12 protein-coding genes are annotated in these 11,672 nt (G+C 57.9%); 7 read left to right on the top strand and 5 right to left on the bottom strand.

Annotated elements, in window-relative coordinates; all coding sequences use genetic code 11:
* Positions 1–209, top strand: a 209-nt coding sequence (locus tag JUE67_RS04050; protein ID WP_203626193.1) for a hypothetical protein, incomplete at its 5' end; no start/stop codon positions are given.
* Positions 210–333: 124 nt separating this feature from the next.
* Positions 334–1,077, top strand: a complete 744-nt coding sequence (locus JUE67_RS04045) for a class I SAM-dependent methyltransferase (RefSeq protein ID WP_203626194.1) — start codon at positions 334–336, stop codon at positions 1,075–1,077.
* A gap of 16 nt (positions 1,078–1,093) precedes the next feature.
* Here JUE67_RS04045 and JUE67_RS04040 read toward each other — a convergent pair whose 3' ends face one another.
* Complete coding sequence (locus JUE67_RS04040; protein WP_203626195.1) at positions 1,094–1,591, bottom strand: MarR family winged helix-turn-helix transcriptional regulator; 498 nt, start codon at positions 1,589–1,591, stop codon at positions 1,094–1,096.
* Between the two features lie 118 nt (positions 1,592–1,709).
* On the opposite strand from JUE67_RS04040, the gene JUE67_RS04035 reads away from it, so the two are divergent.
* On the top strand, positions 1,710–2,555 hold the full coding sequence (locus JUE67_RS04035) for a quinone oxidoreductase family protein (protein WP_225877871.1): 846 nt from the start codon (positions 1,710–1,712) through the stop codon (positions 2,553–2,555).
* Between the two features lie 308 nt (positions 2,556–2,863).
* On the opposite strand, the gene JUE67_RS04030 is transcribed toward JUE67_RS04035, so the two are convergent.
* The gene (locus tag JUE67_RS04030) at positions 2,864–4,405 is read right to left on the bottom strand and encodes an ABC-F family ATP-binding cassette domain-containing protein (protein WP_125696606.1); all 1,542 of its coding nucleotides are present in this window, start codon (positions 4,403–4,405) and stop codon (positions 2,864–2,866) included.
* 183 nt (positions 4,406–4,588) lie between these two features.
* On the opposite strand from JUE67_RS04030, the gene JUE67_RS04025 reads away from it, so the two are divergent.
* From JUE67_RS04025 to JUE67_RS04010, 4 genes are all read left to right on the top strand, one after another.
* Positions 4,589–5,533 carry an ADP-ribosylglycohydrolase family protein gene (locus tag JUE67_RS04025; protein ID WP_203636986.1) on the top strand — a complete coding sequence of 315 codons (945 nt, stop codon included), beginning with the start codon at positions 4,589–4,591 and terminating at the stop codon, positions 5,531–5,533.
* Positions 5,534–5,833: 300 nt separating this feature from the next.
* Positions 5,834–6,421 (top strand): signal peptidase I, encoded by a 588-nt coding sequence (gene lepB / locus JUE67_RS04020; RefSeq protein ID WP_125696669.1) that lies wholly within the window; start codon positions 5,834–5,836, stop codon positions 6,419–6,421.
* 172 nt (positions 6,422–6,593) lie between these two features.
* A complete protein-coding gene (locus JUE67_RS04015) occupies positions 6,594–7,373 on the top strand; it encodes an ABC transporter ATP-binding protein (protein WP_203626197.1) in 780 nt (259 codons plus the stop codon).
* On the top strand, positions 7,373–9,082 hold the full coding sequence (locus tag JUE67_RS04010; RefSeq protein ID WP_203626198.1) for an ABC transporter permease: 1,710 nt from the start codon (positions 7,373–7,375) through the stop codon (positions 9,080–9,082). The genes JUE67_RS04015 and JUE67_RS04010 overlap by 1 nt, the downstream gene beginning before the upstream one ends.
* 89 nt (positions 9,083–9,171) lie before the next feature.
* Here the strand turns inward: JUE67_RS04010 and JUE67_RS04005 are convergent, their stop codons facing one another.
* The 3 genes from JUE67_RS04005 to JUE67_RS03995 form a co-directional block, all read right to left on the bottom strand.
* Entirely contained in the window at positions 9,172–9,915 is a 744-nt protein-coding gene (locus tag JUE67_RS04005; protein WP_203626199.1) for a DUF975 family protein, read from the bottom strand.
* Between the two features lie 21 nt (positions 9,916–9,936).
* Positions 9,937–10,725 carry a glycosyltransferase family 2 protein gene (locus JUE67_RS04000; RefSeq protein WP_203626200.1) on the bottom strand — a complete coding sequence of 263 codons (789 nt, stop codon included), beginning with the start codon at positions 10,723–10,725 and terminating at the stop codon, positions 9,937–9,939.
* Positions 10,726–10,812: 87 nt separating this feature from the next.
* Entirely contained in the window at positions 10,813–11,574 is a 762-nt protein-coding gene (locus JUE67_RS03995) for a DeoR/GlpR family DNA-binding transcription regulator (RefSeq protein ID WP_203626201.1), read from the bottom strand.
* Between the last annotated feature and the right edge of the window lie 98 nt (positions 11,575–11,672).

The raw sequence follows: 11,672 nt of genomic DNA, 5'->3' as shown, positions 1-11,672 counted from the left end.
CATGTTTAATTCTCCGACCAATTAAGGCCGAATCACCTACACATTTACGAAACTTTGTTCAGTTTTCAAAGGACGACGTTGTCTCAACAGACAACTTATATAGTATATCTCGTGGTGATGAACGTGTCAATGTTTTTTTGAAACATTTCGCGCTGTTGCAACGTTTGCAGGAAGCTTTTTCAATCAGATCAACTCATTTCAATGAGTGAAGCGATCAACTTGTTCCCTGAAACACAACTTTGATATCATACCAAGTGAGCGGCCTTGCGTCAACGGTTTTTTCACATTAAAATTCTTAAAAGCGAATGTGAGGTCAGATAGGAGGTGCTCGTCTTGTTTACTCAAGCTGATTGGGACGCGTTTGCGAAGGTGTACGCGTCCGTGCAGGATCATTCCCAATTGCCACTGGCGCGAAACATTGTTGGCGCGCTAGATCAGGTCAGTCCGCTGGCTGGCCGGACCGTCGCAGATGTGGCTGCCGGCAGTGGCCGTTATACCGGAGTCCTTGCCCAGACGGCCGGCCAGGTCACGGCAATTGATTGGTCGGAGGCGATGTTGCGCGAGGCCCAACGCCGCGTGACCGCGCCGAACGTGGCCTACCGTCAGGCCAACTGGCGCAAGCTGCCCGCGCGGCCCATTGCCCAAGTCGTTTTTCTCAGCCAATTCCCCGGGCTGGTGCCAGCGGATCTGCCACGGCTCACCGCGCTCGCGTCTGAGACGGTCGCTTTGAATTGTCAGGTTCTGCAAAACGACACGTTGCTGACTCAGGCAGCACTGGCGCTTGGGGTGTCCTTGCCTCCGGTGCTGCAGGCGGATGCGTCGCGCATCGAGATCGCCCAAGAGTGGCTTGCGATACGAAGAATCCAGGCCGCGCAAAAAGAGTTCGACTACTCTATAGAAGAAACGGTCACGACGACTGACTTGATTCGAGACCTCGGCGTGCCGGTCAGTGGGACAGAGGCCCGGGCGCTGGCCAAAACGCTCAGCGGGTATCCGGATCAGGAGCAGCCGTTTCAGACGACGATTCGGTATCACTACACGTTGTTGATCTGGCCTAGCCAGACACAGCCGCGATAATGGCCCCGCCCCGGGTTCAGTCAGCCAAGGCGATCGCCAATTGTTTCAGCACCTCTAGCGTCGTGGCAAGAGCCGGCGCGTCGATCGTCTGCAGTGCCGCCGCCAGTCGTTGGTCATCGCGGGCGTGCATGTCGGCGTGAAACGCGGCCGCCTGTTTGCCAAGCGATGTCGCGGCCAGCGCATACGATTTTTTATTGGTTCCGATGGGTTGTTTCACCACGAGACCGGTCTCGACCAAACGCTTGATGTAACGTGACATGAGGCCCTGGGAAAATGGCAGACGCGCAGCGAGCTCACTGTATGGCACCACCTCATCGCCGAGCGCGGATAGCAGCTGGAGCTCCGAATGATTGAAGTGCGCGGCCTGTGCTTTTTTCTGCACGCCGGCTGGTTGCTTGGCGAACGCGACCGGGAGATGATCCGCTAGATATTGTTGATCTTCGGCGTGGCTGCTATCCGCGAGCTGCCTGATCACTTGCTTGAGTGCCTCGATCTGGTCTGCTGTTGCTTGCATGGCGATGCTGATGCTCCTTTTTGTTTACACGTAATATAAAATTGACATCTGTCTTCGACGCGATTATGATGACTTTATATTACCGGTAATCATTTTTAAAAACAAGGAGCGATCATCAATGAAAGCAGCTATTCTCCAACCAAATGTCAGTGTACCCGTCTATTCAACCAGTCCAGACGTACAGGCACAGCCCGGCGAAACGGTGGTGTCCGTTTTGGCCAGCGCCGTCAGCACCGTCACGCGGGCCCGCGCGGCTAGGACCCATTATTCGACCAGCGCACCGACTGCCCCGCTCATTCCCGGTATGGACGGCGTCGGCCGCACGCCAGATGGCCAGCTGGTGTATTTCATGAGTGAAAATGGGGCCCTGGCCGAACAGGTCGCGGTGCCGGCACAACGATTGATCGCCCTGCCCGCCCAAGCCGACCCAACGCGCATTGCCGCGAGCATGAATCCCGCTATGGCCAGTTGGATGGCGTTGACCACCCGGCTGGGCCAGTCCATCGAAGGCGCCAGCGTGTTGATCCTTGGCGCCACAGGGCAAGCCGGGCGCGCCGCCATTCAGATCTGCCGGCACCTCGGGGCGAAAATCGTGATTGCAGCTGGCCGCAATGCCGATGTGCTCGCAACGCTCCCTGCGCTTGGTGCCACTCAGACGTTGCAGCTTGAAACCCCGATCAGCGACGCAGTCTGCGAGGCGTTGGGTAACGTCGATGTGGTCCTCGATTTTGTCTGGGGGACGCCTGCCCAAACGCTGATGTCAACGCTGCTCACCCACCGCCCCAGCCACGCGCCCGTTAACGTGGCTCGAGATCGGCAGCATCGCCGGCCAAACCCTGACCCTGCCTGCCACAGCGCTGCGCAGTCGCGACTTCACGGTGCGCGGCAGCGGCATCGGTTCTGTCGGGTTGCACGATTATCTGACGGAATTGCCACGCCTCGCGACATATCTGACCAGCGGTAACTTTTTGCCAGGCGCAGTCAATGCGCAGCCGCTCAGTCAGGTGCAGGCCACCTGGCAGGACACGACGCACGGCCGGCTTGTCTACCTGCCGGAAAAATAAGGGGTGGCGCCCGCACACGCAGCCACCTGCGCGAATACGCAGACGGGCGCTGCCGAGCAGGGGTGGGACATGTAGTCGGCCTTTGCACGCGATGGCCAAGTGCGCCCTCAACCGTCCAGCCCGAGCAACCGGTCCACCCCTAAACGCTCGGCGCCGCACCGTCCAAAAAAGGCCCGACGCTGCCGCCGGGTCCAAACACAGAATCTCTTTATTTCAGCAGTCGTTCAATATCCAAGGTGGTATCCACCCAGCTGTCGTCATAGAACCCAGCTTCATGGGATACCAGCAAGATCGCGCCGGGGTAGGCCTGCAGGGCTTCCGCCAGCGCATTTTTCGTATCCTCGTCCAAGTGGTTGGTCGGCTCATCCATGATCAGCACATTGGTCTGTTGCAGCATGAGGTCCGCAAGCTTCACTTTGCTTTGCTCCCCGCCTGACAGCATGACCAGCGGCTTGTCCATTTCCTCGCGGGTCAGCGCGGTGCGCGCCATCACCTGCCGAAGCGGGCGCTGAGACAGGGCCGGATACTTGGCCATCAAAAATTGCAGCGGGGTCTGTTTTGGCACGGGCCAGTTCAACTCCTGCTCAAAGTAGCCGAACACGACATTTTCGTTGATGGCCACATCCCCAGCCAGGGGCGGCAGCTGACCGAGAATGCTTTTCAGCAGGGTCGACTTGCCGATTCCGTTGAAGCCTTCAAGCGCGATCACTTGATCCTTGCTGACGGAAAAATTGATCGCGGGCAAAAGCGGCTTCTCATAGCCGACCACCAGATCGTTGACGTCGATCAGGATGCGGCTTTGCACATCGAGATACGGGAACTCAAGATGGGCATGGGCCCGGTTGCCCGGCGGCGTAAGCTTGGTCATCCGCGCAAGCTGCTTTTCCCGGCTCTTGGCCATCGTCGACCGTGTGCCGGCCTTGAACTTGCGGATGAAGGCCTCCTGCTTCTTGATCTCGGTCTGCTGCTTTTCGTAGGCCTTCATGTAGGTGTCGTGATCCGCCTGTTTTTGCCGCATCGCCTGCTTGAGCGTGCCGGTGTACTTGGTGATCGTGCCGAATTCGATGTCGAGAATCGCGTTGGTCACGTCCTGGAGAAAATCGTAATCATGGGAAATGACGATGAACGCGCCATCGAAGTCCTGCAGCCAGCCGGTCAACCATTCAATGTGACTGACATCAAGGTAGTTGGTCGGCTCGTCCAGCAGCAGCATCGCCGGTTTTTCCAGCAACAGCTTGGCCAAAATAATTTTCGACCGCTGGCCACCGGAAAGTGCATCAACTGGATGATCCAGGCCGATCGCATCGATGCCCAGCCCACTGGCGACAGTCTCGATCTTGGTGTCCACGTCGTAAAATTCGGCGGCTTCGAGTTGTTCCTGCAGCTCGCCAGCCTTGGCCAGCAGCTCGTCATCGGGAGTCTCGGCATAGTCGTTGTAGATCTGCGTCATCTTCGCATTTTTCGCGTACAGGTCGGCATAGGCCGTGCGCAAAAATTCCATGATGGTCTGGCCAGGCTTGAGGTTCACATATTGATCGAGGTAGCCCACGTGCAGGTGCTTTTGCCAAACGATCGTCCCGGCGTCGGGCTCCAGCGCGCCCGTCAGGATCTTGATCAGGGTACTTTTGCCCACCCCATTTTGGCCGATCACCCCCAAGTGGTCTTCGATATTCACTTGAAAACTGGCATCCTGGTAAAGCTGTTTGTCCAGGAACCGCTGGGAAAGACCCGTTACGGTCAGCACACTCATCGGGGCTGCCTCCTTCGTTTATTTTCTGAAAATCAATGATATTAAGGCTAGCACAGCGAGGCGGTTTTTGCAATGAAGGCGCCTCGCCCGCCTCACTCTCAAACAGCCCGTGCAAGTCAAATTCCTTGCGTTTTTCCCTGAAGCAAGTACGCTTAAGATAACAAATCAAAGGAGTTGATCTGGATGGCGATCATCGATTCACGACTCACGCACGGCCTCATTGGCTTTGCGATCGGCGACGCGCTTGGGTTGCCGGTCAAAGGCCAGTCACTGGCGGCGCTTGCGGCGGATCCTGTGGCGACGATGCGCGGCTATGGCCACTTCGATCTGCCGGCTGGGTATTATTCGGATGAGGCCTCGCTCATGCGGGCCAGTCTGGCGTCGCTGAGCCGCGGCTTTGACCCGGCCGACCTGCTGGCGACGTACCAGCATTGGTTTCACGACCGCGTCTACGCCCCTTACACCGGACCGGTTTTTGAAGTGTGGTCCAGTGTCCGCGCCGCTGTCGAAAATGGGGCGCCGCAGGTCAACACGGCGGCGGATCCAGGCGGGCTCGTGCGTGTCCTGCCACTGGCGTATTTTCTCTATCAGGAAAATGGGCCGGATCTATTTGGCAACGCAGACGCCATGCAACAATTGCAGGCGTTTCTGGCCGTGACTAGTCCAGACCCCGCTAACCTGATCGCCGCAAGCATCTATGTCCAGGCGGCGCTTTATCTGTTGAGCGACATGACGCTCTCCGCCGCACTGCCGCAAACCTTGCAGCGGGCGCTGACCTATTTTGCCGATGTCCCCGAGGCGCTCGATTTTCAAGTGCTGACGCAGCTTGATGCCCGGCGCGCGCAAACGATGGCCGAGGCGGCGCCCACCCCGCGCAATGTGTTGGGCGTCGTCTTGTTTGCGCTGGGCAGCACCAGTGATTACCGCGAAGCGACGCTGACGGCGGTCAATTTGGGCGGCACCACAGATGCGACCGGCGCGCTGACTGGCGGGCTCGCGGGGCTCGGCTATGGCTACACGAAGATTCCGCATCGCTGGTGCCTGACGCTGGTGAAATACAGTGAGATCGTCGCCGGCATCAACGAAGCCGAAGCCAGCGGGCATTTTCCAACTTACGGCGAAGACTGAGAGCTGCTTCCCACTGATCCCCGTGACACGCCAAAATGCCCGCAGCATCCCCGCACACATCGCGGTCCGACCCCCGCATGACTGCCGCCCGCCGCAGCCGCCTCATCGCACACGTGACTATATAATAGAAGAAATATCGGCATCCTCTGTCTATTTTTCCCGTCATCCTTGCTGTGATGCTAGTCGCGGGGCCCTTGCTTGTGTTATGCTAGGGAAAATTAGATGCAAGAAGGTGTGACCGTGGCGGACCGTCCAACAGGGGAGACACGCGCGACCAATTCGCACAAAAAAGCTTCAAAGATGAACGAAACAGTGAAATGGTTGCTCGAGATGGTCGTGATCATCTTGGTGGTGCTGGTGGGCACCAAGCTGCTCATGAATCACGTGGTCTCAAAAGATGTGGTGCAGGGCACCTCGATGCAGCCGACGCTGGAAAATGGCGACCGCCTGTACTCGTTGCGTAACAAAAGCATCCATCGCAACGATATCGTGGTCATCGATGCCCCGGATCAGCCGGGCCAGCTGTACATCAAGCGCGTGATCGGGATGCCGGGCGACACGGTGGCGGTCCAGGACGACAAGCTGTACATCAACGGCAAGGAGACCAAGGAGCCTTACCTCAAGGCGAGCTTCATGAAACAGGAGATGAAGACTTATGCCGCGCAACAGGGCATCGATCTCAATTCGCTGAAGTTCACGTATGACTTCGACATCGCGACACTGCCGAGCACCAAGTCGAAAACGGTCCCCAAAGGCTCCTACTTCGTGATGGGCGATAATCGTCTGGTGTCGCATGACGGGCGCGATTTTGGCTTTATCAAAAAGAGTAAGGTCCAATCGGTCGTGGTCTGGCGCTACTGGCCGCTGAATAAAATGAAGATTTTCTGATTTTACCAAAGAGCTGAGGCATTCGAGTCTCGGCTCTTTTTTTGCACGTTGGCCGCCCGCCCGCCACGTTTTCGTTTACCTCCCTAACAATTTTGTCAGCTCGACGCAAAAGCAGTGGACATCCCAGTTGCCTCTGTCATACTTGAGGCATCTATAAAGGAGGCATCAGGGTATGGAACCAGCGATCAAGTTGTCACACGTGCAAAAAGCTTTCGGGGCCAAAACGGTCCTCAAAGATGTCAGTTTTGCGATCGATCCGGGCACCATTGTGGGGTACATTGGGCCAAACGGAGCCGGCAAAAGCACCACGGTCAAGATCATCTTGGGGCTGCTTCGCCAAGACGCCGGCACGATCGAGATCAACGGCCGGCCGCTGCGCGAGGACGACAACGACTACAAGCGCCACATCGGCTATGTCCCGGAAGCCGTCGATGTCTTCGATGCCCTGACGGCCCGCGAGTACCTGACGCTGATCGGCCAGCTGTACGGCCTCGACGAAGCGGTCGCCGGGGAAAAAGCGGAACAGCTGGCCGCGATCGTCGGCCTTGCCCCGGCTTTTGATCGCCGCATCACCTCCTGTTCCAAGGGCATGCGCCAGCTGGTGTTGATCATCGCCAGCCTGTTGCATGACCCCGACATCCTGTTTTGGGACGAGCCGCTCAACGGCCTGGACGCCAACACGGTGCTGGTGATCGAGGAGATCCTGCACGAGCTCCGCGACCGCGGGAAGACGATCTTCTATTCCAGTCACATCATGGACGTGGTGCAAAAGCTCTCCGACCGCATTATTTTGCTCAACGATGGCGAGGTGCAGGCGGACGGGCCGTTCAATGAGATCACCAGCGGCGCCGACACCAACTTGCAGGAGCTGTTCAACGAGCTGACCGGCTTTGCGGAACACGGGGAAAAGGCCAAGGCGTTCGTCGACATCGTGACAGGAGGCGACCGCTGATGGCGGACATTCAGATGCCCAAAGCCTTGCAGTGGGTCCGCCTGCTTCGCCCATTGCTGGAAAAATACGGGGTGGATTACCGCCAGTATTGCCTGGTCGTCCGCACCAAATATGAAATGGCTGCGCGCAGTCAAAACGGCATCGGTTTGACGATGCAGACCAATGGCCCGAAAAAGCCCAGCGCCAATCCCATGCGAACCAGTTTTCTGGTCAACCTGCTGATCGGCGGCGTGATCGCCCTCCTGATGGCGCTGTATGCCCACACCTCGCTGATGACCCAGCTGACCACCCTGTTTTCGACCCTGTTCATCATGTTTTTCCTGACGATGCTGACCAGCTACTCGACCCTCATTCTCGATCCGCGCGACCGCCAGATCTTCACGGTGCGCGGTGTGTCCGGCCGCACATTGAACCTCGCGCGCCTGTCGATCGTCGGGATGTTTTTGCTGCTGACGATTCTGTCGCTAGGCGGGCCTTCTTTGATCGTGATCGCGATGAGCCAGCAGAATATTCCACTGGTGCTCGGGACACTGCTGGGCGCGCTGCTCCTGGCGCTATTTTGCTTCGTGCTCTCCCTCTTTTTATACTTGCTAGTCCTGCGCTTCTTTGACGGCGAGCGGCTGAAAAATATCCTGAACATCCTGCAGATCGTGATCGCCATCGGGTTTTACATCTCCGCCCAACTGCCAAACCTGCTCGGCGCCGATGTGTTGGCCAAGTTCAATTTCACCATCCCCAACAACGTCTTTTTCTGGTGGTACCTGCCGGCTGTGCCAGTGTGGTTCGCCGGCCCCGGACTGCTCATGGCGGGCGTGTTTGCGCCAAGCGCGTGGCTGCTGACCGTGCTGGCCGTCGTGGTGCCGGCCGTCTTGCTGGTGATCTACCTCAAGCACGCGGGCCGCTTCGAGCAATATTTGGAAAAGCTCGAGCAAAGCGATGCCACCTCCCGGAAAAATGGCTGGTGGTTCACCCTGTCGCGCCGCGTCTTGACCGCCAATTCCGAAGAGGCTACCTACTACACACTGGGATGGCGGATGCTGCAATATGAGCGCGAGTACAAATTGCGCGTGTATCCGCAGCTCGCTTATGGCCTGATCATTCCCCTGATCATGGGCAGCGCGTTTTTGCGCAACATGTCTTGGGCGATGGCGAAAAATTTTGCCCCGTATTTGTCGGTAGGGCTGATCTTGGCCGTTCCAACGGCTTTGATGATGCTGCGGTATGCCTCACAGCCCGAGGCGATGGGCATTTTCCGTTTCGTGCCGTTTGCCACCCAAGGCCTGCTGCTGCGTGGCATTGTGCTGGCGATGTTCGCCCGGCTCTTTTTGCCGCTTCTGCTCCTCTATCCGCTGGCGATGCTGGCAGTGGCGCCGGCGACCGCACTGACCTCGGGGCTCCTCGTGCTCACCTTGTCGCTTGCGGTCACCTTCCTGTTTGGCCGCTTCATGGTGGGCAAAGTCCTGCCATTTTCCGCCGAGTTCAACGCGACAAAAGGCATGCAAAATGGGACGATCGGCTGCGTGACGGTCGGCTTGGCGATGGTCCTGATCTTCGCCGTGATCATGGTCGGCGGCCTGGTCCACGCGTGGTGGCTCGATTTGATCGGGGCAGCCATCTTCGGGGTGATCGCCTGGTTGAGCTGGCGCAGCTATCCGCGCAGTATCATGTACGACCTGCACCTGCAGGAAACAGAATCAGATCAAGACTGACCACGTGCCTGACGCACGCAAAAAAGGACTGCGGAAGATTATTCCCCAGTCCTTTTTTGCATGCCGTGGCATCGCGCCCACCCGGCGTTTTATTCTTGTGCCCGGGCAATGATGAAGTTGCGCAGATTGTCGTAGTACGCCGCCTTCACCAGTTGCAGATAGGGCTCGATCAACAGGTCGGCCAGATGCAGCGTCACATTTTCCAAAAGGCGCCAGCCGATGATCGACAATTCTAGGAGCAAGAAGTCTGTTTTGAAGCCGCGCATCATGGCCCAGGAGCCGACCAGCGCGCGCATGGCGCCAAAATGCGGATCCTGCTCGCGGCCGTCGTAATACAGGTACTCGCCTTGCGCCAGGCCCAGGCTGAGCATCAGCCCCGGAATGACAAAGAGCGACGTGCCAAACGCGGTCAGCATCGTTGAGACGATGACCAGCAGCAATAACCCGAAAAAGTAGCGACTATTGAAGGTGCGCATCAAGGCTTGAAGCGGCGACACGCGGGTCAATTTGCCCCGGGTCACATCCAGCGCGGTGAAGTTCAGGCCGGCGCCGAACCACAGCAACAATAGCGATTGCAGCGCGGTGCGCGCGGTCGTATTCCCGCTGTGGCCGAGGTAGTAGTCGATGAAGCCATCGGGATCGCGCAACCAATTGTCAAAGCCGTATGCCTGAAGCAGCTGCAGGAAGACCAGCACCATCGCCACCGCGAAAAACACGTTGATCAGCCATGGTACGATATTCGCTTTGATCAGATCGCCATACAGGCCAGGCTGGCGCAGCTGTTGCTTCGCCGTCTTTTTCAGTTCTCGGCGCGTCTTATAGGCAGTTTCCATTCAGTGGTCTCCTTTTTGTGATCACAGATCAGAGCCCATCTGTTTGATCACATCTTCTGCGGCACGTTCCCCTTCAGTATGGCGAACGCGGATCAATTTTTGAATCAGCCAAAGGGCGTGGATCTCCTGCGGCAAAAGGCCGAGGGTGCCAAGCGACTGGGTCACCGAATCCGCCCGCATGACATAATGGTAATGCGGCGTCCCGGTGTATGTAAAGCGGCGGCCCTCAAGCACATACTGGACGTTGAACAGCGCATCTTCCATGATCGCGACATGCTCATTGAAGGATAAGTCGTGCGCCGCGATCAGTGCGCGGCGATACATTTTATTCCACGTGTAGCCGCGCACCGTCCCCACCGGCGCCAACAACCCGCGCAGCAACTGGCTTTGCGTCAGCGGGCGGGCCAGCCGATCCGCCGGTTGGTGACTGCGTTCGTTAGTGTCATCGAGAAAATAGGGCGCAATGGCCATATCGGCGCCACGTTCCATCGCCGCAACCAACGTGGCCACATGGGCAGGCAGCGCCCAGTCGTCGCCATCAAAAAAGGTGACATATTTGCCTCTGGCATGGGTGAGGCCGGCATTGCGCGCCGCCGACACCCCGCCATTCAATGAGAGGTAGACTGGTTCGACGCGGGCATCACGCGCGGCATAGGCTGCGATCAGGTCGGCCGTGTCATCCGTCGACGCATCATCGATCACCAGCACCTGCAGCGCGGGATACGTTTGATGCAGCACACTGTCGAGGCTGCGCTTGAGATACGGCCGAAGATTGAAGATCGGCATGATCACTGAGACTAATGGCGTCAAACCACTGTCACCATCCCTTCCTTATCCGTAGTATACCCGACTTTTCTGTCAGGAAAGTGACAGCGCCAAACAAAACAGCATCTGCGCTTAATTTTCCGCGTCAAGCAACTCGGTCACCGGGTCGAACCAGGCGCGCTCGGTGCTGGCAAGCGGCCGTTCCGTGATCAGAGTGTCGATGGCATTCAGCGCGAAACCGCGATAAGGCGCCTGAATGTGGAACTTCTCCGTTTCGGAGACCACAACGACCTGCCGCGCACTTTCCGCCAGGACCACCTTCACCTCGGCATCATTGGCATAGGGAAAATACACCCCGTCCTTGGCGATCGCGGTGGCCCCGATAAACGCGGCGTCAAACGCGATGCGGCTGAGCGTATTGAGATTGGACGGCGAAAAGAAAAAGCGGCCGTGATGATTGAGCTCCCCGCCAAGCATGTGAAGCGCCACGCCACTTTTAACGGAAAGCGCGATCGCATTGTCCAGCGAATGGGTGTAGATGGTCACGCCATCGGTCACGCTTTGCGACAGCTTCAACAACGTCGTGGAATCATCGATGAAATAGACACCGCCGGGATGAATCAGCTGCAACGCGCGCTGGGCCATCGCCGTCTTTTCCTTGGAAAAATGCTTGAGGCGCTCGGTGTAACTGGGCACGGAATGGCCGAATGTCAGAGCCACGATGCCACCGCGGGTGCGGCGGGCTTGGCCGGCCGCCACCAAGGCCACGATGTCGCGGCGCGCGGTGTCACGCGAGACGCCGACTGCGTGCATGATGTCCTCGACGCTGAGTTCTTTGCGCTCGGCGAGCAGCTGGCGGATCTCCTCGAAGCGTTTTTCCCGATACATGGCCATGTGTGGCTGCCTCCTAAATAACCTATTGCTTCTATTATAACTGAAACTTTCGGAAATTGGGGTCAACCTGCAAACAGCGGGGGTTGGGCGAAATTCCC

The sequence above is a fragment of the Lacticaseibacillus mingshuiensis genome, assembly GCF_016861785.1.
Classification (GTDB): Bacteria; Bacillota; Bacilli; order Lactobacillales; family Lactobacillaceae; genus Lacticaseibacillus; species Lacticaseibacillus mingshuiensis.
The sequence above is the reverse complement of the archived record's forward strand: the minus strand, read 5'-3'. Positions and strand labels throughout refer to the sequence as shown.

Coding starts and splice junctions, on each gene's coding strand:
- JUE67_RS03995 (WP_203626201.1), bottom strand. CDS start 11,574: ATGGCCATGTATCGGGAAAAACGCTTCGAGGAGATCCGCCAGCTGCTC.
- JUE67_RS04015 (WP_203626197.1), top strand. CDS start 6,594: ATGGAACCAGCGATCAAGTTGTCACACGTGCAAAAAGCTTTCGGGGCC.
- JUE67_RS04030 (WP_125696606.1), bottom strand. CDS start 4,405: ATGAGTGTGCTGACCGTAACGGGTCTTTCCCAGCGGTTCCTGGACAAA.
- lepB (WP_125696669.1), top strand. CDS start 5,834: ATGAACGAAACAGTGAAATGGTTGCTCGAGATGGTCGTGATCATCTTG.
- JUE67_RS04005 (WP_203626199.1), bottom strand. CDS start 9,915: ATGGAAACTGCCTATAAGACGCGCCGAGAACTGAAAAAGACGGCGAAG.
- JUE67_RS04035 (WP_225877871.1), top strand. CDS start 1,710: ATGAAAGCAGCTATTCTCCAACCAAATGTCAGTGTACCCGTCTATTCA.
- JUE67_RS04010 (WP_203626198.1), top strand. CDS start 7,373: ATGGCGGACATTCAGATGCCCAAAGCCTTGCAGTGGGTCCGCCTGCTT.
- JUE67_RS04040 (WP_203626195.1), bottom strand. CDS start 1,591: ATGCAAGCAACAGCAGACCAGATCGAGGCACTCAAGCAAGTGATCAGG.
- JUE67_RS04025 (WP_203636986.1), top strand. CDS start 4,589: ATGGCGATCATCGATTCACGACTCACGCACGGCCTCATTGGCTTTGCG.